Origin of the sequence: Slackia faecicanis, from assembly GCF_003725295.1 — a bacterium.
Taxonomy (GTDB): domain Bacteria; phylum Actinomycetota; class Coriobacteriia; order Coriobacteriales; family Eggerthellaceae; genus Slackia; species Slackia faecicanis.
This window is the reverse complement of the sequence record NZ_QICB01000002.1, coordinates 425,755-450,955: the sequence shown is the minus strand read 5'-3', so window position 1 is coordinate 450,955 and position 25,201 is coordinate 425,755. Positions and strand designations below refer to the sequence as shown.

General features: G+C 61.9%; 19 protein-coding genes, 2 tRNA genes and 1 other RNA gene. 20 read left to right on the top strand and 2 right to left on the bottom strand.

Features of this window, described 5'->3' with window-relative positions; all coding sequences use genetic code 11:
• Nucleotides 1-4 precede the first annotated feature (4 nt).
• Nucleotides 5-1,783 (top strand): aspartate--tRNA ligase, encoded by a 1,779-nt coding sequence (gene aspS / locus DMP07_RS04660; RefSeq protein WP_123197971.1) that lies wholly within the window; start codon nucleotides 5-7, stop codon nucleotides 1,781-1,783.
• A 157-nt stretch (nucleotides 1,784-1,940) separates the two neighbouring features.
• Here aspS and DMP07_RS04655 read toward each other — a convergent pair whose 3' ends face one another.
• The gene (locus DMP07_RS04655; RefSeq protein WP_123197970.1) at nucleotides 1,941-2,279 is read right to left on the bottom strand and encodes a hypothetical protein; all 339 of its coding nucleotides are present in this window, start codon (nucleotides 2,277-2,279) and stop codon (nucleotides 1,941-1,943) included.
• A gap of 341 nt (nucleotides 2,280-2,620) precedes the next feature.
• Here DMP07_RS04655 and DMP07_RS04650 point away from each other — a divergent pair, with 341 nt between their 5' ends.
• The gene (locus DMP07_RS04650; protein ID WP_123197969.1) at nucleotides 2,621-3,451 is read left to right on the top strand and encodes a deoxyribonuclease IV; all 831 of its coding nucleotides are present in this window, start codon (nucleotides 2,621-2,623) and stop codon (nucleotides 3,449-3,451) included.
• A gap of 159 nt (nucleotides 3,452-3,610) precedes the next feature.
• Nucleotides 3,611-4,522 (top strand): Ppx/GppA phosphatase family protein, encoded by a 912-nt coding sequence (locus DMP07_RS04645; protein ID WP_123197968.1) that lies wholly within the window; start codon nucleotides 3,611-3,613, stop codon nucleotides 4,520-4,522.
• A 183-nt stretch (nucleotides 4,523-4,705) separates the two neighbouring features.
• On the opposite strand, the gene DMP07_RS04640 is transcribed toward DMP07_RS04645, so the two are convergent.
• Nucleotides 4,706-5,149 carry an Hsp20/alpha crystallin family protein gene (locus DMP07_RS04640; RefSeq protein ID WP_123197967.1) on the bottom strand — a complete coding sequence of 148 codons (444 nt, stop codon included), beginning with the start codon at nucleotides 5,147-5,149 and terminating at the stop codon, nucleotides 4,706-4,708.
• A gap of 586 nt (nucleotides 5,150-5,735) precedes the next feature.
• On the opposite strand from DMP07_RS04640, the gene DMP07_RS04635 reads away from it, so the two are divergent.
• The 17 genes from DMP07_RS04635 (at nucleotide 5,736) to DMP07_RS04555 (ending at nucleotide 25,169) form a co-directional block, all read left to right on the top strand.
• The gene (locus DMP07_RS04635; RefSeq protein WP_123197966.1) at nucleotides 5,736-7,073 is read left to right on the top strand and encodes a sodium-dependent transporter; all 1,338 of its coding nucleotides are present in this window, start codon (nucleotides 5,736-5,738) and stop codon (nucleotides 7,071-7,073) included.
• A 253-nt stretch (nucleotides 7,074-7,326) separates the two neighbouring features.
• Nucleotides 7,327-7,420, top strand: an RNA gene (gene ffs, locus DMP07_RS04630) — signal recognition particle sRNA small type.
• 182 nt (nucleotides 7,421-7,602) lie between these two features.
• Nucleotides 7,603-8,274: a VTT domain-containing protein gene (locus DMP07_RS04625; RefSeq protein WP_123197965.1), complete on the top strand. Its 672-nt coding sequence runs from the start codon at nucleotides 7,603-7,605 to the stop codon at nucleotides 8,272-8,274.
• A 37-nt stretch (nucleotides 8,275-8,311) separates the two neighbouring features.
• Nucleotides 8,312-8,387 (top strand) — tRNA-Gly (locus DMP07_RS04620).
• Between the two features lie 190 nt (nucleotides 8,388-8,577).
• Entirely contained in the window at nucleotides 8,578-11,502 is a 2,925-nt protein-coding gene (dnaX, locus tag DMP07_RS04615; RefSeq protein ID WP_123197964.1) for a DNA polymerase III subunit gamma/tau, read from the top strand.
• 294 nt (nucleotides 11,503-11,796) lie between these two features.
• Nucleotides 11,797-12,105, top strand: a complete 309-nt coding sequence (locus DMP07_RS04610) for a YbaB/EbfC family nucleoid-associated protein (protein WP_211324504.1) — start codon at nucleotides 11,797-11,799, stop codon at nucleotides 12,103-12,105.
• A gap of 10 nt (nucleotides 12,106-12,115) precedes the next feature.
• Nucleotides 12,116-12,712 carry a recombination mediator RecR gene (gene recR / locus DMP07_RS04605; RefSeq protein WP_123197962.1) on the top strand — a complete coding sequence of 199 codons (597 nt, stop codon included), beginning with the start codon at nucleotides 12,116-12,118 and terminating at the stop codon, nucleotides 12,710-12,712.
• Nucleotides 12,713-14,262: 1,550 nt separating this feature from the next.
• Nucleotides 14,263-15,510 carry an arginine deiminase gene (arcA, locus tag DMP07_RS04600; protein WP_123197961.1) on the top strand — a complete coding sequence of 416 codons (1,248 nt, stop codon included), beginning with the start codon at nucleotides 14,263-14,265 and terminating at the stop codon, nucleotides 15,508-15,510.
• Nucleotides 15,511-15,617: 107 nt separating this feature from the next.
• Nucleotides 15,618-16,613 carry an ornithine carbamoyltransferase gene (gene argF / locus DMP07_RS04595; protein WP_123197960.1) on the top strand — a complete coding sequence of 332 codons (996 nt, stop codon included), beginning with the start codon at nucleotides 15,618-15,620 and terminating at the stop codon, nucleotides 16,611-16,613.
• Between the two features lie 19 nt (nucleotides 16,614-16,632).
• On the top strand, nucleotides 16,633-17,571 hold the full coding sequence (gene arcC, locus DMP07_RS04590) for a carbamate kinase (protein WP_123197959.1): 939 nt from the start codon (nucleotides 16,633-16,635) through the stop codon (nucleotides 17,569-17,571).
• Between the two features lie 110 nt (nucleotides 17,572-17,681).
• Nucleotides 17,682-19,157 carry a YfcC family protein gene (locus DMP07_RS04585; RefSeq protein ID WP_123197958.1) on the top strand — a complete coding sequence of 492 codons (1,476 nt, stop codon included), beginning with the start codon at nucleotides 17,682-17,684 and terminating at the stop codon, nucleotides 19,155-19,157.
• Between the two features lie 154 nt (nucleotides 19,158-19,311).
• Nucleotides 19,312-19,386, top strand: a tRNA-Val gene (locus tag DMP07_RS04580).
• Between the two features lie 382 nt (nucleotides 19,387-19,768).
• Entirely contained in the window at nucleotides 19,769-20,602 is an 834-nt protein-coding gene (gene cpaB, locus DMP07_RS04575) for a Flp pilus assembly protein CpaB (protein WP_123197957.1), read from the top strand.
• Complete coding sequence (locus tag DMP07_RS08905; protein WP_123197956.1) at nucleotides 20,595-22,220, top strand: CpaE/TadZ family protein; 1,626 nt, start codon at nucleotides 20,595-20,597, stop codon at nucleotides 22,218-22,220. Before cpaB ends, DMP07_RS08905 begins: the two co-directional genes overlap by 8 nt.
• Nucleotides 22,217-23,533 (top strand): TadA family conjugal transfer-associated ATPase, encoded by a 1,317-nt coding sequence (locus DMP07_RS04565; protein ID WP_244594857.1) that lies wholly within the window; start codon nucleotides 22,217-22,219, stop codon nucleotides 23,531-23,533. Before DMP07_RS08905 ends, DMP07_RS04565 begins: the two co-directional genes overlap by 4 nt.
• Nucleotides 23,534-23,742: 209 nt before the next feature.
• Nucleotides 23,743-24,510, top strand: coding sequence for a type II secretion system F family protein (locus DMP07_RS04560; RefSeq protein ID WP_161957025.1), 768 nt, complete (start codon nucleotides 23,743-23,745; stop codon nucleotides 24,508-24,510).
• A 17-nt stretch (nucleotides 24,511-24,527) separates the two neighbouring features.
• A complete protein-coding gene (locus tag DMP07_RS04555) occupies nucleotides 24,528-25,169 on the top strand; it encodes a type II secretion system F family protein (RefSeq protein ID WP_161957024.1) in 642 nt (213 codons plus the stop codon).
• Nucleotides 25,170-25,201: the final 32 nt, after the last annotated feature.

Below are 25,201 nucleotides of genomic sequence, written 5' to 3'. Positions count from 1 at the left end.
GCACATGACCGATTTCGCTAACGAATATTGCATGCATGACCACACGTGCGGCCAGCTGCGTGCATCCGACGTGGATTCCCAGGTCACCCTCACCGGCTGGGTGTGGCACAACCGCGACCACGGCGGCCTGATCTTCATCGACCTGCGCGACCGCGAGGGCTATACCCAGGTCGTCATCGACCCCGATTGCGTCAGCGCGGAGGACTTCTCCGTCGCCGAGCATCTGGGCCGCGAGTACGTGATCGAGGTTTCCGGCAAGGTGCGCGCCCGCGCCGAGGGCACGGTCAACCCCAACATGGCGACGGGCGAAATCGAAGTGCTCGCCAGCGCCGTGAAGGTGCTCAACACCTCCGTGACGCCTCCGTTCTCGATCGAAGACGGCATCGAGACCGATGAGACCACCCGTATGAAGTGGCGTTACATGGACCTTCGCCGCCCCGAGATGTTCAACGCGATCAAGCTGCGCCACACCGTGGCCCAGGCCATGCGCTCCGCGCTCAACGAGCGCGGCTTCATCGAGGTCGAGACGCCCATCCTGGCGAACTCCACTCCCGAAGGCGCCCGCGACTACATTGTTCCTTCCCGTCCCAACCCGGGCAAGTTCTACGCGCTGCCGCAGAGCCCCCAGCAGTTCAAGCAGATGCTCATGTGCGGCGGCATCGAGCGCTACTACCAGATCGCCCGCTGCTTCCGCGACGAGGACCTGCGCGCCGACCGTCAGCCTGAGTTCACCCAGGTCGACATCGAGATGTCCTTCGTCCAGGGCGAAGACGTCATGGACATGATGGAAGGCGTCATGAGCGAAGTGCTGGCCGCCGCAGGCGTCGAGCACGAGTTCCCGCTGCAGCGCATGCAGTACGCCGACGCCATGGAGTACTACGGCTGCGACCGTCCCGACGTCCGCTTCGACATGAAGCTCGTCAACCTGACCGAAATCGTGCGCGGCTGCGGCTTCGGCGTGTTCGCCAAGGCCGTCGAGGCCGGCGGCGTGGTCAAGGCCATCAACGCCAAGGGCGCAGGCGACTGGAGCCGCGGCGAAATCGACAAGCTGGCCAACATCGCTTCCGCCAACGGAGCGAAGGGCATGGCCTGGATCGCCTACACCACCGACGGCGCCGAGAAGAGCCCCATCATCAAGTTCTTCGACGACGAGACCTACGCCAAGATGAAGGAAGCCCTGAATGTCGAGCCGGGCGACCTCGTGCTGTTCGCGGCCGACACCGCCGACGTGGCCAACGCCGTGCTTTCCGCCCTGCGTTTGCACATGGCCGAGGCTCTCGACATCCCGCGCGAAGGCCATGCGCTTCTGTGGGTCGTCAACTTCCCCATGTTCCGCTACGACGAGGACGAGAAGAAGTACGCCGCAGAGCATCACCCGTTCACCATGGTTCCTCCCGAGGAGCAGTACAAGATCGAAGAGGCTCCGCTCGAGTGCGGAAGCTACTCTTACGACCTGGTCATGGATGGCTTCGAGTGCGGCGGCGGCACCATCCGCATCCATACCGAGGAGCTCCAGCGCCGCGTGCTTCGTCGCTGCGGCCTGACCGACGCCGAAATCGACGAGAAGTTCGGCCACCTGATCCACGCGCTCGAGCTCGGCGCTCCGCCGCACGGCGGCATCGCCCTGGGCCTCGACCGTCTGGTCATGCTGCTCGCCGGCAAGCAGTCCATCCGCGACGTCATCGCCTTCCCGAAGACGTCTTCGGCATCCGACCCCATGACGGGCGCGCCCAACGAGGTCACCACCCGCCAGCTCAAGGAGGTCGCGCTGCGCACGCTGTAGCCGCGCATCGCATGCCGACGCTCGCGTCGGCGCATATCCCGAGAATGTAAAAGAACCCGCTTTTCGACAGCGGGTTCTTTTCGTTTATGCGGCGCGCCACGATAGCGTCGCAAGGAGGGGATCGGCGAAGGGCGGCCAGGATGCCAGGGCGCGGCGGTTACGGCATGGCGATCATGAGCAGGCCCAGGCCGACCAGGGCCAAGCCGGGTCCCGGCAAGATCAGCATGGGTAGGCCGATCAGGACGAAAAGCACGCCCAGGGCGCGTCGTCCCAGGTGCAGGCCTCGGCGCGGCATGGCGGCCGCCTGGCCGTTCGAATAGCAGGCGCGTCCCGCGAAGCCGGGGCCCGATGCGGTTTGCGCGCCGTAAGGGCCTGCGGAGGGGTTCGCGCGGCGGCCGCGCGGCTTTTCGTCGGCGAATCCGATGGGCACGGCGGTCTTCGAGCCGTCGCGTTCGATGACGTACGCTTCGGATACGGGGGAATTCGTCGCTTTCATGATTCGTCCTTTCGTCGATGCATCCACTATGAACGCCGCCGCTTCGCGCTTCAAGCGGCCCGCGCGGATCGTTGCGGCTGCGTGGCGCGTTCGTCAACGAACCGTCAGGTTGGGTGGTGCTCGCGCACGGCTTCGCCACAGATAGGCGGCGCGCGGGCCGTGCGGCGAAGGGTCGCGTCGAGCCGTCGCCGCACGAGGGCCGATGCCGCGCGGGCTCCGGTTTTTCGCCGCCGTGTGAAGCTCGGCGCCTTCATACGGCGGCGCTCGTTCGCTTCGCTATAATGCCAGGCGATCAATGTTACGTCAGAGGTGCCATTACACCGTGGAAGGACGGATGCGCCATGCTTACTATCGGATGCCACCTTTCTTCGTCGAAGGGTTTTCTCGCCATGGGCAAGACCGCCTCGTCGATCGGGGCGAACACGTTCGCGTTTTTCACGCGCAACCCGCGCGGGGGTTCGGCGAAGGCGATCGATCCCGAAGATGCCGCCGAGCTGAAGGCGTGGATGGAGGCCGAATCGTTCGGCACGCTGGTCGCGCATGCCCCGTATACGCTGAATTGCTGTTCGGACAAGCCGCACGCCAGGCAGTTCGCGCGCGAAGCCATGGCCGACGACTTGCGTCGCATGGAGTTCACGCCGCATAGCTATTACAACTTCCATCCGGGAAGCCACGTCAAACAGGGCGCCGAGGCGGGCATCGCCATGATCGCCGAGGTGCTCAACGAGGTGCTCGCTCCCGAGCAGACCACCACGGTGCTGCTCGAAACCATGGCGGGCAAGGGGACCGAGGTCGGCCGCAGTTTCGAAGAGCTCGCCGCGATCATCGACCGCGTCGAGCTGTCCGACCATATGGGCGTGTGCCTGGACACGTGCCATGTCCACGATGCGGGCTACGATATCGTCAACGACCTCGACGGCGTGTTGGAGGAATTCGACCGCGTGCTCGGCATCGACCGCCTGCGCGCCGTGCATATCAACGACAGCAAGAATCCGTGCGGGGCGCATAAAGACCGCCACGAGGTCATCGGCGAGGGATACATCGGCATCGAGGCCTTCGAGCGCATCGTGAACCATCCGGCGCTGCGCGACCTGCCGTTCATCCTGGAAACGCCGAACGAGCTGCCGGGCTATGCGAAGGAAATCGAGCTTCTGCGCGGCCTGCAGCGATAAAGGCGTCGCATTGCTCCGGCCGTTTCGCGCCGCATGATTTGACGCGGGCTTTACATACGCCGCCTGCATCGGCTGCGCGGCCGGCTATACTGAGATGATCGTATTGAAACGAAAAGCTCGCCTCGCGGGCTTTTCTTCTGAGATAGCGAGGTCGCGTTTATGAACTACGGCGTCATCGACGTTGGATCGAACACGGTTCGCCTGTGCGTGTACGATGTTTCCGCCGACGGCAAGAAATTCAAGACGATCCTGAACCGCAAGAGCATGGCGGGCTTGGCGGCGTACGTGTCCGACGGCGTGCTGACGGACGAGGGCATCGAGGTCGCGGCGGAGTGCGTGAAGAAATGCCTGAAGCGCGCGTCGTATCTCAAGCCGGTGCGCGTCGACGTGTTCGCCACGGCGGTGCTGCGCAATATCGACAATAGCGAGCAGGCGATCGCGGCGATCGAAGACAGGGCCGATTGCACGATCGCGCTTCTGTCCGAAGAGGACGAGGCGCATCTGGGCTTCGTCGGCGCGTCGTCGAAAGACGCGCTGGCCAACGGCGTGCTGGTGGATATCGGCGGCGGTTCGTCCGAGGTCACGCTGATCGCCGACTCCAAAGACGTCATGCGCGCGAGTCTGCCGCTGGGCTCGCTTTCTTCGTATCGCCGCTATGTTTCCGACATCATGCCGACCGAAGACGAGTTCGCGGCGATCCAGGGCGAAGTGCACGCGCTGCTCGAAGCGGACGCGCACGGCATGGCCGAATATCGCGTGCGCCGCTTGTTCGGCGTCGGCGGCAGCATTCGTGCGCTGGCCCAGGTGAACGCGCATCTGGGCGGGGGCGCGTCCGATAAGGATATGACGCACGACGACGTGCACCGCCTGGTCGAAGACATATTCGAGCGTCGCCGCGCGTTTTTGGACGCCGTGCTGCACATCGCGCCCGAGCGCGTGCATACCATCGCGTGCGGCCTTGCCATTCTGACGGAGCTGTTCGACGATTTCGATGCGGAGAGCTTGCATGTCTGCAGCAACGGCGTGCGTGAGGGATATCTGGTCGACCGCATTCTCGAAAGCGGCCTGTAACGGCCGTCTTTTACAGGTCGAGGCAAGCCGTCCGCGAGCATCGCGGCGATTGTCCGGCGCATGGTCCTGAGTTCGGCCGGGACCATGCGTTCGCCTTGTCGACACGCGTATGTAAGGAAAAGGAGCCGACCGGCTCCTTTTCCGTTTGGTGCAATATAGGGCGGGGAAGGCGGATGGACTCGTCTAGCCTTCGATGGAGATGAGCCTTTTGGCGTCTTCGGGGGCGGGAAGTTCCTTCTTCGGAACGACGATACGCAGGATGCCGTCTTCGAACTTGGCGCGGATGTCGTCTTCGGAAATATCCTCGCCCACATAGAAGCTGCGGCGGCAGCTGCCGGTAAAGCGCTCTTTGCGCAGGTACGTGCCGTTTTCCCCTTTTTCCTGGGCTTCAGATTCGATGCTCGCCTGAATGGTGAGGTAGCCGTCCTGCAGCTCCGCGTGGACGTTTTCCTTCTTGAAGCCGGGAAGGTCGATGTCGAATTCGTAGGCCTTTTCGGTTTCCAGGATGTCGGTCTTCATCATGGCGGGCATGGCTTGCTTTGCTTGCGGGCGGCCGCCGAACACGTCGAAGGGGTCGCTCAGGAAGTCGGCGAAGAAATCGTTTTTGCGTGCGGGAACCAGCATCATGGTCATCTCCTGTCTGTGGGGCGGATGCCTTCTCGTAAGGGTTTTCTCGTTGCGGGATATGCTCGCATCCGCTCGTCGTTTCTGTTTACAAGATGCACTATAGGCTCCCGTTTAGCACTCTGCAAGCAAGAGTGCTAATGCGCTATCGTCCTGTTACTTTCGTCACACGGAAGCGTGCGGCGGCCGGGCGTTGCATAGGAACGGCGGCGTTTCGCAATCCGTTCGTCTTCGCGCTCGACAATATGGGCATTTGCCGCGCACTCAGTCACTATCTTGTGATAAAGTGCCGCCATACGGAAAAGCGACACAGCGAACGTCGCTTCCATTCCACAGAGCGTAGCCGGACAGTCCGGCGCATGACCGTCCGAAAGGAGTCGTAATGAACCAGGCATCCAATGTGTTCTCTTCGATCGCTTCTTCTCGGGCATGGTGGTGGCGTGGCTTGTAACCGATCGGTCGATCGAGAGCTTTCGTCACGTTTTCTCATCGAATGAACGAAGGGCTCCGGGCGACCGGGGCCCTTTTTCGAGCCCGCAAGGGCGGATCTTCCCCGAACCATCGGGGCTCTATGGAAGGAATTCAACGCATGGCAACATCATCCTCTTCGCGCGATTCGTTCACGTCGCGCACGGCGTTCATCATCGCCTGCATCGGTTCGGCCGTCGGTATGAGCGCCATCTGGCTTTTCCCGTACCGCGTTGCCGAAATGGGCGGTGCGGCGTTTCTCATCCCGTATCTGATTTTCGTCGTGCTGCTCGGCTTGACCGGCGTTATCGGCGAGATGGCTTTCGGTCGCGCTATGGGTACCGGCCCCATGGGCGCGTTTTCCAAGGCGCTTGAAATGCGCGGCGTCAAGCACTCCGGCCCGTTGGGCAAGATCATCGGCGCCGTTCCCACGCTCGGATCGCTCGGCATCGCGATCGGCTATTCGGTCGTGCTCGGCTGGTTTTTGAAGTACCTGCTGGCCTCGGGTACGGGCACGCTTTTGCAGGTGCCCGACATGGGAGCCTATTTCGGCGGCCTGGCCAGCGATTTCGGCAGCGTCGGATACCATGCCGCGGCGCTTGTCATCACCTTTGCCGTCATGCTGCTGGGCATCTCCCGCGGCATCGAGCGCCTCAACAAGATCATGATGCCGCTGTTCTTCGTGCTGTTCGTGATCATGCTGGTGCGCGTGGCCATGCTGCCTGGCGCCTTCGAAGGCTATAAGTATCTGTTCGTTCCCGACTGGAGCGCCCTTGCGAATCCGCAGACGTGGGTGTTCGCCCTCGGGCAGGCGTTTTTCGGCCTGTCGCTGGCGGGCAGCGGCACGCTTGTGTACGGCAGCTACTTGAAAAAAGACGTCGACGTGGTTTCTTCCGCCAAAAACGTCGTGGTCTTCTCCACGCTCGCCGCGGTGCTTTCCGCCATGATCGTGGTCCCCGCCGTGTTCGCATTCGGCCTGGATACGCAGTCCGGCCCTCCGCTGATGTTCATCGCGCTTCCCCAGGTGTTCCAGGAAATGCCCGCGGGCGGCATCTTCTGCTTCGTGTTCTTCCTGGCCGTCGCCTGCGCGGCGATCACCAGCTTGGTGAACCTGTTCGAAACGCCGATCGAGGCGTTGCAGGAGCAGCTGCATCTTCCGCGCTGGGGCGCCGTGGCTATCGTGGCTGCGGTCGCGTTCGGCGTGGGAGTGTTCATCGAAAGCGGCGACGCGGTGAGCGCGTGGATGGATGCCGTTTCCATCTATGCCATTCCGTTGGGTGCGCTTCTGGCCGCGATCATGTTCTTCTGGGTCTGCCCGAAGCACTTCGCCAAGGGGCAGGCGCAGATCGGCCGCGAGAAAAAGATCGGCGCATGGTTCGAGCCCATGACGAAGTACTTGTTCGTGGGCATCACCGCCGTCGTCATCGTGCTGGGTATCTTCTACGGCGGCATCGGTTAGGCGCATCGTGCGGGCGGCGTTTCGCCGAAAGCGCGATAGAACGCAGGATTTCAACAGCGGGGTCGGGGGCGCACGCCTTCCGGCCCCGTTCGTTTTCCGGCGGGGGAGCGCGGCAGGGCTCCGTTCGATTTGCGGCGACGGGAATACGCCGCGGTCGGCGTGAGAAAAAATCCTCCACAAATGACGGTTTCGTGACGCGCGCTTTCGTTTCGTCTATTTCGGGTATACTTCCGATGTCGCAAACCAGTGCCGCGGATGGGCCTGGGCGGCGCCATGGTTCGAACCTGGTCAGGTCCGGGAGGAAGCAGCCATAAGGGCCCGCTGACGAGCGCCCATGCCTATCCGCGGCAACTGAGCCGGCTTTCGCCGGCGCATATGTCGACGCCGCGACGGCCTGAGACCTCTCGCCTTGCGCACGACGCCGGAAAGGCGCTGCACGAATCGGGATGTCTCAGGCCGTCTTGTGTACGGCCTTTTTTCGCGGTTGTCTCGTTGTCGTGCGGTTCGCCCGCCCATTCGAAAGGCTTTTATGGAAATCATCCAGTTCTTCCTCGACCTGCTCTCCGATCCTCGCGCCGCCATCGCGGGCTGGATCATCGCGCTCGGTCCTTTGTGGGTGTACAGCCCGTTGTTCTTGATCGTGTTCGTCGAAACGGGCCTCGTGTTCTTCCCGTTCCTTCCCGGCGACTCGCTGCTGTTCGCGGCAGGCGTGTTCTCGGCCGATGGCGGCGGACTGAACGTGTGGGCCACACTGTTCGTGTTCTATGCGGCAGCCATCCTGGGCAATACTTCGAACTACTGGATCGCGCGTTTCTTCGGTTCGCGCATCATCGATTCGGGCAAGGTCAAGGCCCTCACGCCCGAGCGCATGGCCAAGCTCGACCACTTCTTCGCGAAATACGGCGGCCTTACGATCGTCATCACGCGCTTCATGCCGTTCTTCCGCACGTTCGCGCCGTTCATCGCGGGCACGGGCCATATGAATTTCGGCAAGTTCACGCTGTTCAATGCCATCGGCGGTTTCGCCTGGGTCACATCGTTCGTGCTGGTGGGCTACTTCTTCGGCGGCATCGCCTTCGTTCAGGAGCACTTCGAGCTCATCGTGTTGGGCATCGTCGCCGTTTCGGTGGCGCCTGCGATCATCGGCGCGGTGAAGGCAGGCCTGAACGCGCGAAAAAAGAAAAAATCTCAGGCGGAATAGCCTTCGATCCGGTACAATACCGCCTCGCTTCACAAATGCGGACATGGCTCAGTTGGTAGAGCACAACCTTGCCAAGGTTGGGGTCGCGGGTTCGAGCCCCGTTGTCCGCTCCAGACCTTCCAGCCCCGCCTCGTGCGGGGCTTTTTTCGTGCGTTGCATAGGCTCTGCGCCCGAAGCCGCCGACGCGTCTGCGCTTCCACCCGTTCTGTGGGATATGCGCGGCGTAATCCGCCTTCTTCTATAATGGCTGAAATTGGTAATGCGGCCGGATTGTCGGCCGCGAGGAAGCGGAGACGAGGCGCCATGTCGGAAGCACTGTATAGGAAGTATCGCCCCCAGACGTTCGAGGACGTCGTCGGTCAGACCCATATCGAGCGCACGCTGAAAAACGCCATCGAATCCGACAAGGTGAGCCACGCGTATCTGTTCTGCGGTCCGCGCGGCACGGGTAAAACCACCACGGCGCGTCTTCTGGCGAAGGCCTTGCTGTGCGATGGCGGCCCCACGCCTTCGCCCGACGGAACGTGCGAGCAGTGCACGGCTATCGCCGAGGGCCTGCATCCCGACGTCAGCGAGCTCGACGCGGCAAGCCGTACTGGCGTCGAAAACGTGCGCGAGGAAATCATCGGGCGCGTCCAGTACGCCCCCACACGCGGCCGTTACAAGATATACATCATCGACGAGGTCCACATGCTGTCCACGGCGGCGTTCAATGCGCTGCTCAAAACGCTCGAGGAACCCCCGAGCCACGTGGTGTTCGTGCTGTGCACCACCGATCCTCAGCGCGTCCCCGAAACCATCCATTCCCGCTGCCAGCGTTTCGACTTCCATCGTCTTTCCAACGATGAGATCGTTTCGCGCCTGGGAGCCGTTTGCGTGGCCGAGGGCGTCGAATTCGAAGGCGACGCGCTCGATCTGGTGGCCCATCGCGCCCAGGGCGGCATGCGCGACGCGTTGACCGCGCTCGAGCAGCTGATCGCGTTCGGCGGCGGAAAAGTTACCGTGGAAGTGGCACAGAGCGTGCTTGGACCCATCGATACCGACGACATGTCGACGGTCGTGGACGCGATCGCCGCCCGCGATGCCGCCGCATGCTTCACGTGGCTTTCCGAATATGTCGAAACGGGCGCCGACCTGGCCCGATTCGCGCGCGACCTTGCCGGATACGTGCGCGACCTCTACGTTCTCGTCCTGACCGACGGCGCCCTCGCGCTCGATGCGCCCCAGGCGGCGCGTCCCGCCATGGCGAAGCAGGCCGCCGCGTTCGGTTCCGATCGGCTGGCCTATGTCCTGCGCGTTCTGGGCGATTTGAGCGCCGAGCTGCGTTCTTCGGTCAACCCGCGTCTTTCGTTCGAAATAGCCCTCACGCGCATGGTCCGTCCCGAAAGCGATCTGACGCTCGACGCCCTTGCGGCGCGGGTGGCGACGCTCGAGGCTGCCCTGGCTTCGGGTGCGGCCGCGGTCGCGCCTGCTTCGGCCGCCGCCTCGGCTGCCGTTCCTGCTTCGCCGCGCAAGGACGGAGAAAAGGCTCCCGCGCCCGTGCCTGCTGCGTCTCCCGCGACGATTCCCGCCGTGGCGAGCGGATATCGTTTCGCGGCTCCCGCGCCCGCAGCGGCCGCCGCGTCTGCCCAGGGTTCTTCGGCGGCTGACAAGTCCGCGGCGTTTCGCGCCCAAATGGAGCAGCGCCGTGCCGCCAAGGCTTCCGCCCGCGTCGAAAGCGCGCCTTCTGCCGCGGCTCCCGCTGAGAACCCGGCCGCGTCGTCGAGCGCGCAGCGTGCCGCCGCAGGTCCGCTGCCCGACGGGGTTCGTGCGAAGATCGTCGATCCTTCCGCGTTGCAGCGCGGTTGGCAGGCGGCGGTCGCCGACCTGAAGCAGCGCCGCGCGGCATACGGCGCGTTGATGCTGTCTGCGCGCGTGGTGGCCCAAGACGGGGGAGAGGGCCTGTTCATCGAGTTCGCCCGCGAAAACACCTTCGCGTATTCGGCCGCGCAGAAGCCCGACATCTCGGCCGCCATCGCGGCGGCTTTGGAGGGGGCTTTCGGGGCGCCCGTTCCGTTCTCCATCACGCAGGGCGAAGGTTCGTCCTCGCCCGCCCGTGCGGCTATGGCCCGTGCCGCGGCCATGCGCGCCGCCGCGCCCGCGCAGCAGCCCGCCGCGGCGCCGGCCGCTTCGATCGAAGCTCCCGCATACGAGCCCGAGGACGTGGTTCCGTACGACGACGGCGATGCGGTTCCGTATTCCGATGCCGATGTGGAATCCTACGCGCCGTGGGACGATTACGCGGCGTCTCCCGCAAACGATGCTTCCGGGCAGCCTTATGCGCAGGGCGCCGGCCGCCAGGCGGGCGGCAAGGTCCAGGCGCCTGCGCGTGACGCGTCTTCCGCGGCGAACGTCGTGTCCGCAAGGGCTCCGCAAGCTGCGGTCGATGCGAACGGTGCCGCGATTCCGGTAGCCGAATCCGCTTCGGCGACGGCTGCGTCTGCGCCCTCGGTTGCGCCTTCCCCTGCAGCGGCGCCTGCGGCCGCGGCGACGCCTGCGGTTGCGCCTGCGGCTCCGGCTCCGGTTTCGGCTGCGGCCCCTGCGCCCTCTCAGGTCGCGGCTGCGCCTGCAGCAGGAGCGGCCCCTTCGGTCGCGTCCGTGCCTCCCGCCGCGCCGCCGTTTTCGCTCGAGACGGCCGACTCGGATGCCGAGCAGGAATACGATTTTTCGGTCGAAGGGCCCGAACCTGTCGATCCTTACGCGATCGGCAAGAAGATCGGGTTCGATTCCATGCCTGCCCCGAAGAAGCGAAACAAGAATATGATCGTTCCCGTGGGTTGGCCCGGCGTCGACGTCGGCAAGAAACCCGCCGCGAAGAAGGCTTCGAAGCCGAAGAGGACGGTCGCCGAGCCCGAGCCCGTCCCGGTCGCTCCCGCGCCGAACGCGGAGGGCATGCCCGGCTCGCCCGAGCAGCGTCAGCAGCCTTCTGCCTCCATGTCTGCTGCGGCAATCGACCGGGACTTCACGCCGGTGTCGAGCGACGCTTCGCAGGTCGGGGAACCGCAGCCTGCGGTTCCCGCGCGTCCCAATCCGTTCGCGTCGCGCCCCATGCCCGCGGGCATCGGCGGCAATGCCCGTCCTGCGCCCGAGCCCGAGCCCCAGGCGGCGTCGGCGGCCGACGCGATGGACGTCGCCGACATCTTCGGTTCGTTCGGCGTGTCGTTCGAGGATGTGAAAGAGGAGCGCTAGTTGTTAAGTGCCAAGACGTTGTTTACATCCGCCGGTGACAAATAGGGAGGGTTCCCGCATGCTGTGAATTGCCTAGATTCATAGCGAAGGAGCCCTCCCGTGGAACAGCATCCTAACGCAAAACTCACCCCGAAGGGGCGCGAGACGTTCGCCTCGCGTGCGCCTGGCGCTTTCGTGCAGTCGATGCGAGCCTGCGGGTCGTTGTGTTAGTCTTTCTACCTATATATATGCGCATACGGTTGCGCGTCCGTTCCGCATGAGCGGGGCGGCTTTCAGAGAAAAAGGAGAATCGTCATGGATATGAAGGCAATGATGCGTCAGGCTCAGAAGATGCAGGTCGAACTTGCCAAGGCGCAGGAAGAAATCAAGACCATGACCGCCGAGGCCACGGCCGGCGGCGGCATGGTGAAGGTCGTCGCCCAGGGCGACATGACGATCCAGTCCATCGTCATCGATCCTTCCGCCGTCGACCCCGATGACGTCGAAATGCTTCAGGACGTCGTCACCGCTGCCGTCAACGAGGCTCTGCGCGCCGTTTCGGCCCAGGGTTCCCAGCGCATCAATGCTGCCACCGGCGGTATGAACATCCCCGGTTTGATGTAGCGGGCGCTTCGTGGAATCGGCTCCTGCTATTCAGAAGCTGCTTGACGAGCTCGAGCGCATGCCGGGAATCGGCCCGAAAAGCGCGCAGCGTATCGCGTATTGGATGCTCAACTCCGACCGCGAAACCGTGTTGCGCCTTGCCGACGCCATCGTCGAGGTGAAAAACACCGTGCATTTCTGCTCGCGCTGCTTCAATTACGCCGAAGGCGATCTGTGCGAGGTGTGCGCGTCCCATAAGCGCGACGAGTCGGCGATCTGCGTGGTAAGCGAGCCGCGCGATATCGCCGCGATCGAGCGTACGGCGGCGTTTTCGGGCGTTTACCACGTGCTTGGCGGCGTGTTGTCACCTATGGACGGCGTCGGCCCCGACGACCTGCATATCGCCGAGCTGCTGAAACGTCTTACCGATGAAACGGTGCGCGAGGTCGTTCTGGCCACGAATCCCAACGTTGAAGGAGAGACCACGGCGGCCTATCTGGCCCGCCTCATTAAGCCTCTGGGAATCGAAGTGACGCGTTTGGCGAGCGGTCTTCCTGTGGGCGGCGATCTGGAATTCGCGGATGAAATCACTCTGGGGCGCGCCATCGAATCGCGTCGGCCGTTGTAGGTTTCCCGCTCAAGGAAAGGCCGCCGGGGCGCGTTTCTCGCTTCGTTTCGAGGGGTTTCTGCTCGGATTCGGGTCTTTCGCGGCATTGAGCAGCGTTTTCTCGGATATGTTTGGAGAATCGGTAGTTTCTTTTCGGCATATGAAGCGTTACAATTAATTGTGCATTACAGAGGCGACAAGCTTCGGTAAGGATGAGGGTTCTGTTAATAGGAGGGGAACAGAACCCTTTGTCTTTATCGGGGCTTTTTTTATTTTCAGGCTAAGTTGGGGCTGAGCGGACCGGGCAGGGTCCTTGTCGCCAATTCGGGGTTATGTTTCAAAAAGCGTATCCCGCCGGACCATTCGTCGCCTGTAGCTCGTGGACATGTGAAGCTCCTCCCGGACTACGCCGGCGCCGTATTCGCCCGGAGAGCGCTTTGCCGCCCCGACCCCTCCGACGTGGCTGCGGACAGGCCGTCCACGTCGTCGTCGGGCTATGTTTCAAACCGTCCTCTTCGATGGCCATCGAAGAGGACGGTTTGAAGGGTGGAGGGCGTGCTCGATTCCAGACGCTCGGCCTTGATTGCATTCGGGATGCGTTGCGGGCGCGTTTGCTCCATCGACTCGCCGCCGCTCGCCTTCGAAAGCGAAGGGTGGAAGGCGCCTGCGCGTCGACGGAACCCGGTGCGCGATACCATGGATGCAGGCGAGATGCTGCGGCCCTTCTCGGCATCGCAGGCGTTCCGCGCGCTTCGTTTCACAAGGGCGGGAGAGGGCTTGCGGTGCGTGGGTGCGCAGAATCCTTCGCGCCTCCCTGCGATGTTTCTCTTCGGTGGGAGAGAGCCTGGTGCGCCTGCGTGGCGGATGCGGAGAGGCGGTGCGGAGCGCCCGATCCGGAGCCTGCATGCGGTGCGATTCGACACCGTACGGCGCCTATGCCGCAGTCTTTGCGTCGATGCTGAGTTATTTTCTCAATATATGCAGTATAATGAATATTACGGGAGAACAACATGATGTTGACGCAGTGTTGAATCTCTTTTATGCGCGATTCGATCTCTTGTCGCTCCGTTGGGGCCGTTTCATGGTCCGCCTGCATTTTTTCCTACTCGTCATGTCGACATACAGTAAAAAATTAGCGGTAGTTTACATTTTGATATTGCATTAATAAAAGAACTTATGCAAATTAATGATTGAATTTGATTCAAAAGTATTATTCGATGCAAATTATTAAATAATCGTCGATTGAGGTCGTTTTTGAGCGGGAAATCAATGCATATATTCATTCAATAGCGTCGTTTTTGCATAAGACATCGAATCCGGGCCTGTTTTCAGCTCGAAATCATCGCCGGAAACCCGGTAGTGAAAAAAATGTGATTCAAATTAGCGCGAATTTATCCGGTATCGACCTAAAAACGGACGAGGTTTTGGATAAATTGAAAAGAAGATGCAAGAAATTGAGTTTACCCAGGTCAGAATAATAAAAAAACAGCTTGCATTTTTCTTTCCCGGCGGCGATGATGGGTTAGTCGGATTTGGGAAGACCGACAAGAGAGAGGAAAAAGGAGGCTCACATGAAGGGTATTCATGTAACGAGCGAAATCGGTAAGCTGAAGAAGGTTTGCCTGCATCGTCCTGGCGACGAGCTGCTGAACCTTCCTCCTGACGAGCTCGAGCGTCTGCTGTTCGACGACGTGCCGTTCCTGGAGGTTGCTCAGGCCGAGCACGACCGTTTCGCTGAAATTCTGCGCGAGCAGGGCACCGAGGTTCTCTACCTCGAGCAGCTCGTTGCCGAGGCTTTCAAGGCTCATCCGGGTGCTCGCGAGGAGTTCCTCAACGAGTACATCGAGGAGGCCGGTATCAAGGGCCAGGCTATGCCTGCTATCGTCCGCGATTACCTCAACTCCATCGAGGATGACTTCGAGTTCGTGAAGAAGACCATGGCTGGCGTCGCCAAGAGCGAGATCGACCTGCCCCACGCTTCTTCCGCTACCCTCGACGACATGGTCAGCGCTCACAGCGACAAAGAGAGCGACCTGATCATCGACCCGATGCCCAACCTGTACTTCACCCGTGACCCGTTCGCCTGCGTTGGCAACGGCGTCAGCCTGAACCGTATGTATGCTGTCACGCGTAACCGCGAGACCCTGTACGGCAAGTACATCTTCAAGTATCACCCCGAGTACGCCGACACCCCGCTGTGGTTCCAGCGCGACGCTGCTTCCCACATCGAGGGTGGCGACATCCTGAACCTCAGCAACAAGGCTCTGGCTGTCGGTATTTCCCAGCGTACGCAGGCTGCTGCTATCGATATCCTCGCCCAGAACATCTTCTGGAAGACCGAGGGCTGCGAGATCGAGAAGATTTTCGCGTTCGATATCCCGAACTGCCGTGCATTCATGCACCTCGACACGGTCTTCACCCAGATCGACGTCGACAAGTTCACCATCCATCCCGCCATCATGGGTACCCTGCGCGTCTTCGAACTGACCAAGGGCGCTACCCCCGGCGAGGTCGATATCAAGGAGCACACCGACTCCCTCGAGAAGATTCTCGAGTACGCTACCGGCGTTGACGGCATCAAGCTCATCCCCTGCGGTGGCGGCGACCCGATTGCTGCTGCTCGCGAGCAGTGGAATGACGGTTCCAACACGCTGTGCGTCGAGCCGGGCACCATCGTGGTGTACCAGCGCAACAACGTCACCAACGACGTTCTCTACAAGGAAGGCCTCAACCTTCTGGTCATGCCCTCTGCCGAGCTGTCCCGTGGTCGTGGCGGCCCGCGTTGCATGAGCATGCCCTTCCAGCGCGAGGATCTCTAAGCATTTTCGCGGCCCCGCCCGTTTCAAGCGGGGCCGCATCTCTTCTGTTCTTCATTGCCATTTAGAGACCAATATGGGTTTGGTTTCTAGGAAGAAAGGATAACAACATGGGTGTCAATCTCAGCGGTCGCAACTTCCTGAGGCTTCTCGACTTCTCCACTGAGGAGATCGACTACCTGCTCAAGCTGTCCAAGAACTTCAAGGACATGAAGCGTGCAGGCGTGCCCCACCGTTACCTCGAGGGCAAGAACATCGTTCTGCTCTTCCAGAAGACTTCCACCCGTACCCGTTGCGCTTTCGAAGTCGGCGCTATGGACCTCGGCATGGGCGTGACCTACCTCGATCCGGGCAGCTCCCAGATGGGCAAGAAGGAGTCCATCGAGGACACCGCTCGCGTTCTCGGTCGCTTCTATGACGGCATCGAGTTCCGTGGCTTCGCTCAGACCGACGTCGAGGACCTCGGCGCCAATGCAGGCGTTCCCGTCTGGAACGGCCTGACCACCGAGTGGCATCCCACCCAGATGCTCGCCGACATCCTGACCGTTCAGGAGAACTTTAACTACGACATCAAGGGCCGCACCCTGGTGTTCATGGGCGACTGCAAGAACAACGTTGCTCGCTCCCTCATGGTCATCTGCTCCAAGCTGGGCATGAACTTCGTCGCCTGCGGTCCTAAGGACGACATGCCGGCCGACGACGTGCTCGAGGCTTGCAAGCCGATCGCTGCCGAGAACGGCTGCACCATCACCCTTACCGAGGACGTCAAGGAAGCCTGCACCGGCGCCGACGTCATCTACACCGACGTTTGGGTTTCCATGGGCGAGCCCGACGAGGTCTGGGCTGAGCGCATCGAGCGCCTGAAGGCCTACCGCGTCACCAAGGAAGTCATGGCCATGGCCAAGCCCGAGGCTATCTTCCTGCACTGCCTCCCTGCCTTCCACGACACCAACACCACCATCGGTGCCGAGAAGGCCGAGCAGTTCGGCATCACCGAGATGGAAGTCGAGGACGAGGTCTTCGAGTCCAAGCAGTCCAAGGTCTTCGACGAGGCCGAGAACCGCATGCACACCATCAAGGCCGTCATGTACGCTACCTTGAAGTAAGAACACGGGGGTATTTGAAATGGCTAACAAGCGTCTCGTGATTGCCCTGGGCGGCAACGCCCTGGGCAATACCCCCGAAGAGCAGCTCGAGCTGGTTCACAACACGGCTGCTCCCATCGTCGACCTCATCGAAGAGGGCTTCGATGTCATCGTCACCCACGGCAATGGCCCCCAGGTCGGTATGATCAAGGTCGCTACCGACAACTCTGCCACGAAGGTGGGCGGCACCCCGTCCATCCCCTTCCCTGAGTGCGGCGCTATGAGCCAGGGTTACATCGGCTACCACCTGCAGCAGGCTATGCAGCGCGAGTTCGCTCGTCGCGGCATGGACAAGGCTTGCGCCTCTATCGTCACCCAGACGGTCGTCGACGCTGCCGACCCTGCGTTCCAGGATCCCACCAAGCCCGTCGGCGCTTTCTTCACCGAGGAAGAGGCCGCCAAGCTCATGGAGGAGACTGGCAACAAGTACGTCGAGGACTCTGGCCGTGGTTGGCGTTGGGTCGTTGCTTCTCCGGCACCGGTTCGCATTGTCGAGCTGCCGCTGATCAACAACCTCGTCGATGCTGGTATGTGCGTCATCTCCACTGGTGGCGGCGGCATCCCCGTCGTCGAGGAGGACGGCGGCTACAAGGGCGTTCCTGCCGTTATCGACAAGGACCGTTCCGCTGCCCTGCTCGCAGGCGAGGCTAAGGCCGACATGCTGGTCATCCTGACCGCCGTCGACCGCGTCTGCATCAACTTCAACAAGCCCGACCAGGAAGAGCTTGCTTCCATGACGGTCGCCGAGGCTGAGAAGTACATGGAGGAGGGTCAGTTCGCCAAGGGCTCCATGCTGCCCAAGGTCGAGGCTTGCCTCTCCTTCGTGAAGGCCAATCCGGAAGGCAAGGCCCTCATCACGTCTCTCGAGCGCGCGAAAGAGGCGCTCGCTGGTGAGACCGGTACGGTTATCACCGCCTAAATTTTTAGGGTACAAAATCCCGTCGGGGGTAGGGGTGCCTCCGGCGGGATTCCATGCGTTATGGATGAAAGAGCCATAACGCATGGATACCCGCTTGAAAGGGGAATATCATGGCTGACAAAGTTAAAAAGAAAAAGGATCCTATCAGCTCTTTTAGTATCCTTCTCATTTTGTTGGTCGTTCTGGCTGTGATTTCTTGGATTGCGGCCGCAGCGACTGGCGGCACCGTCACGGGTGCATCTCTCTCGAATATCCTGACCGCACCTATCTACGGCTTCACTGGCGCTCCTACGGATGTCGTCGAAGGGGCTGTCAATCCGGCTACGTTCCCGGGCGGTGCGCTTGAAGTCTGCTTCTTCGTCATGATTCTCGGCGGCTTCCTGGGCGTCATGACCAAGACGGGCGCTCTTGACAACGGCATTGCCGCTTTGGTGAAGAAGCTTCACGGCAATGAGCTCGTTCTCATTCCCATCCTGATGATTCTGTTCTCTATCGGCGGCACCACGTACGGCATGTGCGAAGAGACCGTTCCGTTCTACGTGCTGCTTGCGGCCACGATGTATGCGGCCGGTTTCGATGCCATGGTCGGTTCTGCCGTGGTTTTGCTGGGCGCCGGCTGCGGCGTTATCGGCTCCACGGTCAATCCGTTCGCGGTCGGCGCTGCGGTTTCGTCTTTGGTCGATGCGGGCATCGAGGTCAACCAGGGCACGATTATCCTGCTCGGCGCCATTCTCTGGATCGCCACCCTCGCCGTGTCCATCATCTACGTCATGAAGTATGCGGCCAAGGTCAAGAAAGACCGCGGCTCGACGATTCTGTCCCTGCAGGAGCAGGAAGATGAGAAGAAGCACTTCGGCAAAGACGAAGGCGAGGGCGAAGTCGTTCTGACCGGTCGTCAGAAAGGCGCCCTGATCGTCTTCGGCTTGGCGTTCGTCATCATGGTCATCGGCTTCATTCCGTGGGAAGACTTCGGCATCACCCTCTTCCTCGGTTGGTCTGAGGTCATCACCGGTCTCCCGCTTGGCCAGTGGTACTTCGTCGAAGCCGCCTGCTGGTTCTTCGTTCTCGCTTTGATCATCGCTTTCGTGGGCGGTCTTTCCGAGTCCGAGACGGTCAAGGCGTTTATCGACGGCTGCGCTGACATGATGAGCGTTGTCATGATCATTGCTCTTGCCCGCGGCATCTCCATCCTGATGGCTGAAACGGGCATGTCCGACTGGATTCTGCTGAATGCCTCCAATGCGCTCGAGGGCGTTTCCGCCTTCATCTTCGCGCCGGCTTCGTGGTTCCTGTACGTGGTTCTGTCCTTCCTGGTTCCGTCGAGCTCGGGCATGGCTACGGTGTCGATGCCTATCATGGGCCCGTTGGCTGCCAACCTCGGTTTCTCCGTCGAAACCATGGTTATGATCTTCAGCTCTGCCAACGGTCTGGTGAACCTGTTCACCCCGACGTGCGGCGCCATCATGGGCGGCCTCGCTGTTGCTCATGTTCAGTACGGCACGTGGCTGAAGTGGGTTTGGAAGCTTCTGGTTGTTCTTGCCGTTATCTGTCTCGTGGTTGTCACGGCTGCGATGATGATCTTGTAGGATTTTTCTTGCACGCTGAGAAGGCCCTGGATTCGTCCAGGGCCTTCTTTCGTTTGCATCGACCTGCTGAAGGATTGTCTTATATGCGGGTGGGAAAGACTTCAATATTAGAGAGTGACAAAGGGTTTCGAATATGGGATAATTTCGGTTCCATGGGCGATTGGCGCAGCGGGAGCGCAGGTGCCTTACAAGCACAAGGCCGGGGGTTCAAATCCCTCATCGCCCACCATAGGAATCTGAAAGCCGAAGCATTGAGCTTCGGCTTTTTTTGTGCCCGAACGACAAGCGCACTCCGACAGAGCGGGCGATTAGAGATTGCGGACGATGTCGGCCATGTCGCGACGTGGGTATGCGTTTATGCGTCAGGTTGCAGATGAAACCAGGCGGTGTTTCGACGTTCGCGGAACGTGGACGGAATCGGGCAAGGTTTCGGCCTGAGTAGAGCGGCGATTTCAGCCTGATGCCGCAAAGAAGCCTTCTAAAAAGCAGCCGTGTCCGTACTTCATCATGAAGGTGTTCGCGAACGGGGAATCGTTCGTGACGTGGCTTGTATTCGGTGCAAGGCATCCGGCGCATCATGCCGGTTCACATTGTTGGATGAAGGGATTGCGATGCGGCGTCGTGTTCACTTGGCGGTCGGAGCGTTGTGCGGCGTTCTTTGCGTCGCGGGCATACTCGCGTATGCTGCCGATCTTCGAGCCGATGTCGACCAGGAGCGAGCGGAGGCGCTTGCCCGTTACGGCGGAGAACAGGTCGAGATTCTGGTCGCCACTGAAGACGTGGCGGTCGGCGACATGCTCGACACGACGAACGCCGAGAAACGCCTTTGGCTGAGCGAGCTTGTTCCCGACGATGCGATATCCGATCATGCCGAAATTGCCGCTCTTCCCGCGACAAGCCCTATTTATGCAGGCGAGGTCGTCGTGCGCCATCGGTTCGACGAGCGCGAGGAAGTGGCGCTTCAGGTTCCTGATGGAAAGTGCGCCATCAGCGTTCCGTCTAAGGCGGTCACTGCCGTCGGCGGTTCGCTGCGCCCCGGATCGAAAGTCGATGTGTATTCCGTTTCCGGCTCTTCGACCGATCTTTTGGCATCGCGCGTTCTGGTTCTTTCCACAAGCACGACATCCGTAGACGAGGAAACGAATAGGAAATCGGATGTGACGTGGGTGACTCTTGCGTTGGAGCCTTCGATGGTCGAAGAGGTCATCGCGGCTTCGCAGAAAAGCGAGCTGTACTTCTCTCTTCCGTCCGAAAGCCTGGCGGCGAGCGGCGGTTCGAAGGCGGCATCGTCTTCGGGCGATTCGCGTACGGCCGCGAAGGAAGACGTTTCAGGTTCCGCGAACGATGAAGCGAAGCCGCCTGATTCTGGCGGTTCGGTGAAAGAAGCAGCGTCTTCGTCTGAGAATCGCAAGGAAGGGGCGAAGGAGGAGGGAAACGATGAGTAAGCGTCTGCTGATCTGCATCGATACACGTGCGCATTCGGCTGCTGCGCCATGGCGGAACCCGGATGGCAGTGTCGAGCCTTCGCCATTCGTGCTCGTGGAGTCACGGGCCGAGCAATGCCGCGCCTTGGCGAAGGCTTCGTGCGATATAGACGAAGCGTGGGTGGTTTCGTGCGAAGACATGGAAGCGATCAACGTGGCGGCGGCCATCAAGCGCGACGATCCCGGGAAGAGGGTCTATTTGGTGACCGACGAGCAGAGCGGCTCGTTAGCGAGTAGGGCCGTGACTGCCGGGATTGACGGCTTGAGGTCGAGCGCGATGCTCGCGAAGCGCTATGAGGGCATCGTATCTGCAGCGGACTCACAGCGTGGAGCAGAGCGGAAAGCGATCGAACGCAGAGCGGCCGATCCGCAAAAAAACGATGCTGTGCACCCTGGTTGCGAGCGTGGCGCACCGGCGGATTCCGACGGGCTTTCTTGCAATGAAGCGAAGCGCGAGACGGGCGTTTCTGCAGGTGCTTTTCGTGCCGTGTCTGCAGGAGCGGGCATGCCGCCGAGCGTGTCGCGCGAGCTTTATCAGGATGATTACGACCTCGAAGCCGATTTTGATATCGAGCCGGCCGTTTCTCCGACATCCACTTCAGCGCCTTTCGACCTTCGGGGGTCTGATCGTTCGCCCATATCGGCTGCTCCTTCCTCCAGCGCTTCGGCTGCTGCTGCGTCGGTGATGAAAGAGCCGCCGCCGCTTGCCCTTCGCCCTGAAAAGCGCGATTGCAGCGGGCTGGATATCGTGGTCAGCCCGTCCTTTTCGGTGCCGGGGTCGCCGACGGTCGAGGGGCCCGCAACCGTGGTTGCCGTGGTGTCGGGAACGGGTGGATGCGGCAAGAGTACGCTGTCGGCGGTTTTCGCGCTGCTGGGGAATAGGGCCGGGCTGCGCACGGCCGTCTTCGATGCTGATTTCCAGTTCGGCGACCTTGATTATCTGCTCGGCATAGCTAATCCGTTGAGGATAGAGGACGCGATAGGCAATCCATCGCTTTTGTCGGATACGGTGTCGTCTGCGGGCGATGGGCCGTTTCTTCTGGCCGCTCCCCGCCGGGTGGAGATGTCGGAGCTCGTCGCCGGCGCGACGCCCGCGTTGACGGCGGCGTTGCGCAAGTCGTTCGACCTGGTGGTGGTGAATACGGGGTCGCTTTGGACCGACGGCCACGCGGGCATCCTCGAAACGGCCGATGCGGTGGTGTTCCTTATGGACAGCAGGCCGTCTTCGTTGCGGGCGACCGTGCACGCCGTAGAGCTGTGCACGCGCCTGGGCGTGGCCACGACGGGCTTCGCCTTCGCGGTGAACAGGCACGATAAATCAAGCTTGCTTTCGGCGGTCGATGTTTCCTGCGCCCTGCGCGGCGCCAGGGCGCAGGAGCTGGCCGACGGGGGAAGGGATGTGGACGAGCTTCTCGGCGCGGGGTATCCGGGGGAGCTCGTGAATTCGAAGAACGCTTTCGTGGCCGATGCGCGCTCCCTTCTTGCCGAGATATTGCCGGGTCGCCGCGGGGAGGTCGTGCGCGGCGCGGGCGACGAGCCGAAGCGCCGCAGGTCGCTGTTCGGACGAGGAGGCAGATGATGACCCTGATGGAGCGCGTCGATGCCGCGCAGGTCGAGGGTTCTCGGGCGTCGCTCGACGCCGACGCCTGGATGCTCGACGAGCTGAAGGACGAGGTCGGCGCCATCATCGCGGGCGACACGCTCGCCTCGTTGGCCATCGACAATCCTCGCCGCGCGCGCAGCGAGCTGAAAAGCGCTATGCGCGCGGTGTTCGCGACATCGAAATGGGTCGCCCGCCCGCGCGAGTCGAAAGAACGTCTTGCCCGCGAGCTGCTCGATATCGTGTTCGGACTCGGACCCCTTCAGCCTCTGGTCGAAGATGAGAGCGTGACCGAAATCATGGTGAACGGGATCGATGCGGTTTTTGTCGAGCGCCGCGGTGTGATCGAGCCGCACGGAGCGCTGTTCGCCAACGCCGCTCAGCTGCGCTCGCTTATCGACAGGATCCTTGCTCCGCTGGGCCGTCGCGTCGACGAGAGCAGTCCCATGGTGGATGCGCGCCTGCCGAACGGTCATCGCGTGAACGTGGTGATACCGCCCATTTCTCTCGACGGGCCGGCGGTCACGATCCGAAAGTTCACCGAACATGCCATGCGGCTCGAAGAGATGCAGCGGCGCGGGTCGTTCGATGCCGCCGTCGCGGCGCTTTTGAGGTGGGCGGTGGTTTCGCGCAAGAACATGGCGGTGTGCGGCGGCACGGGCAGCGGCAAGACCACCATGTTGAATGCGCTTTCGTGCGCGATCGACCCGCGGGAGCGCATCGTGACGATCGAGGATTCGGCCGAACTGAGGTTCACGGAGCATCCTCACGTCGTGCGCATGGAGGCGCGCGCGTGCAATGCCGAAGGGGTGGGCGAAGTCACGATCCGCGACTTGGTACGCAATGCGCTTCGCATGCGTCCCGATCGAATCATCGTGGGCGAATGCCGCGGAGCAGAAGCGCTCGACATGCTGTCGGCTATGAACACCGGCCATGACGGGTCGCTCACCACGCTGCATGCCAATTCGCCCGCCGATATGGTGATGCGCCTGGTGACCATGGTCCGATACGGCATGGACCTGCCCGTCGAGGTGATCGAGGGCAATATCGCCTCGGCGCTCGACGTGGTGGTGCAGGTGTCTCGCGGGCGCGACGGCGGGCGCTTCGTCAGCTCCATCGCCTCGGTCGAGCGCGGCGAAACCGAGGCGTGCAGGATACGCGATGTGTATCGCCGCCGCTCGTCCGCGGGGCGAGGGGTGTGGGAATCGTGTCCCGCGTGGCTCGATGAGGCATGCGAGCAGGGGTTTGTCGACGAATGGGAGGTGGCGCGATGGAAGGCGGCATGCTTTTAGGAGTCTCGTGCGTCGGCGGGTTCTGCTGCGCTGCGGGCGTGGGCTCTTCTCTGTATCGGGGCGTCTCGCGGGCTTATTCCGCAGCCGTCGCCGGAGTTTCGGATCCGCGGGAGGGGAAGGGGCGCGACCTTCGGGAGTCGCTCGGGCTTCTGCTGCGCCATTACGTGCGCAACGGCGTTGCGTGCTTTTCGGAGTGCACGCGCCTCGCGATGAGAAGCCGACGTGCGCGCAGGGTCGCGTCCGATGCCGCGGGCCTGCTTGGAAGGCGGGGGTGGGATGCGTCGGCCGAAAGCGCGATGTCGCTGTGCATCGCTGGCTGCATCGCTTCGTCGGCGGCTTCGGCCATCGTGTTCAAGTCGCTTGCGTCGGCGGTCTTGGTGCCGGCCTGCCTAGTCGCCGCCGCGGTGCTCGTCGTGTCGCAGGGCGGCGCGAAGGAGCGGGAGAAGATCCGCGAGCAGGTCCCCGACGCGCTTCGCTGCATGGAGGCGTGCCTGCATGCGGGCCTTTCGCTTCCCCAGTCGTTCGCTGAGGTCGCTCACGAGGTCGATCAGCCTTTGAAGGAATCGTTTCTGCAGGTGACGCGCGATATCGAACTGGGCTTTCCGATGCACGAGGCGCTGGCGCGGTTTCATCGCAACGCGGGGCTGGACGAGCTCGGCTTCGTGGCCATGGCGTTGGACGTGCAGTATTCCTGCGGCGGCAATGCGACGCCCGTGCTCCATGCGGCCGAGGATTCGATCGTGCGCGGACTTGATTTGCGCCGCTCGCTGCGCGTCCAGACGGCCCAGGCCCGCCTATCGGCTCAGATGGTAGGCGTCCTGCCGCTGTTTTTGCTCGCGGTGCTTTCGATGGCGAGCCCAGGGTTCCTCGACCCGTTTTTCGCTGACGCGCGCGGCATGGCGCTGCTCGTCTTGGCCGCATGCATGCAGGTGGCGGGCGTGCTGCTGATACGCAAGATGCTGTCGGTGGCCGTATAGATCGAAGGGAGGGCGGCATGGTCGTTTTCATCGGGCTGAGCGCGGCCGTCGCGGGATCGTGTCTGTGGCTGTGGCTGCGAGAAGCCGCGGACGAGCGGTGCAAGGGACGCCGCGCGCGATCTAAGGCCCTTGCGGCGTTTTCCGCGGACGCCTCCAGGAGGCTGGATACGGAAGAGGCAGCGTTTTCTCTGTTCGCTCGCAAGAAAAAAGCGGCAGAGAAGCTTTTGGTCGAGCGGCACGTTCCCGAAATGGTGGACGCGGTGGCGCTGGGGATGCGTGCGGGACTTTCGTTCGAAAGCGCGTTTTCGCTGTACTGCTCGCGCTTCGATGACGAGCTCGCCATGGCGTGCCGCCGTGCCTGCCGTTCGTGGGAGAGCGGCATGGAGACGCGCGACGAAGCCCTTCGGAAGCTCGCCGACGAAATGGACGTGGCGTCGCTGACGACGTTCGTGAACAACACGACGCGCTGCATGCGCTACGGAAATCCGATGTCGCGCATGCTGGAAGTCATGGCGAGCGAGGCGCGCGGATGCTATCGGGCAAAGATGGAGGAGCTGGTGGCGAAGGCGCCGGTGAAGATGCTCCTTCCTACGGCGGGGCTTATCTTGCCGGCGATGTTGATCGTGGTCATGGGGCCGATCCTGCTGGAGTTTCTATAGGACGGTCTTGCAATGAAGAGAAAGGGGTTTGC

Coding starts and splice junctions, on each gene's coding strand:
- aspS (WP_123197971.1), top strand. CDS start 5: ATGACCGATTTCGCTAACGAATATTGCATGCATGACCACACGTGCGGC.
- dnaX (WP_123197964.1), top strand. CDS start 8,578: ATGTCGGAAGCACTGTATAGGAAGTATCGCCCCCAGACGTTCGAGGAC.
- DMP07_RS04635 (WP_123197966.1), top strand. CDS start 5,736: ATGGCAACATCATCCTCTTCGCGCGATTCGTTCACGTCGCGCACGGCG.
- DMP07_RS04645 (WP_123197968.1), top strand. CDS start 3,611: ATGAACTACGGCGTCATCGACGTTGGATCGAACACGGTTCGCCTGTGC.
- arcA (WP_123197961.1), top strand. CDS start 14,263: ATGAAGGGTATTCATGTAACGAGCGAAATCGGTAAGCTGAAGAAGGTT.
- DMP07_RS04655 (WP_123197970.1), bottom strand. CDS start 2,279: ATGAAAGCGACGAATTCCCCCGTATCCGAAGCGTACGTCATCGAACGC.
- DMP07_RS08905 (WP_123197956.1), top strand. CDS start 20,595: ATGAGTAAGCGTCTGCTGATCTGCATCGATACACGTGCGCATTCGGCT.
- DMP07_RS04585 (WP_123197958.1), top strand. CDS start 17,682: ATGGCTGACAAAGTTAAAAAGAAAAAGGATCCTATCAGCTCTTTTAGT.
- arcC (WP_123197959.1), top strand. CDS start 16,633: ATGGCTAACAAGCGTCTCGTGATTGCCCTGGGCGGCAACGCCCTGGGC.
- DMP07_RS04610 (WP_211324504.1), top strand. CDS start 11,797: ATGGATATGAAGGCAATGATGCGTCAGGCTCAGAAGATGCAGGTCGAA.
- DMP07_RS04650 (WP_123197969.1), top strand. CDS start 2,621: ATGCTTACTATCGGATGCCACCTTTCTTCGTCGAAGGGTTTTCTCGCC.
- DMP07_RS04625 (WP_123197965.1), top strand. CDS start 7,603: ATGGAAATCATCCAGTTCTTCCTCGACCTGCTCTCCGATCCTCGCGCC.
- DMP07_RS04565 (WP_244594857.1), top strand. CDS start 22,217: ATGATGACCCTGATGGAGCGCGTCGATGCCGCGCAGGTCGAGGGTTCT.
- DMP07_RS04555 (WP_161957024.1), top strand. CDS start 24,528: ATGGTCGTTTTCATCGGGCTGAGCGCGGCCGTCGCGGGATCGTGTCTG.
- DMP07_RS04640 (WP_123197967.1), bottom strand. CDS start 5,149: ATGATGCTGGTTCCCGCACGCAAAAACGATTTCTTCGCCGACTTCCTG.
- argF (WP_123197960.1), top strand. CDS start 15,618: ATGGGTGTCAATCTCAGCGGTCGCAACTTCCTGAGGCTTCTCGACTTC.
- DMP07_RS04560 (WP_161957025.1), top strand. CDS start 23,743: ATGAGAAGCCGACGTGCGCGCAGGGTCGCGTCCGATGCCGCGGGCCTG.
- cpaB (WP_123197957.1), top strand. CDS start 19,769: ATGCGGCGTCGTGTTCACTTGGCGGTCGGAGCGTTGTGCGGCGTTCTT.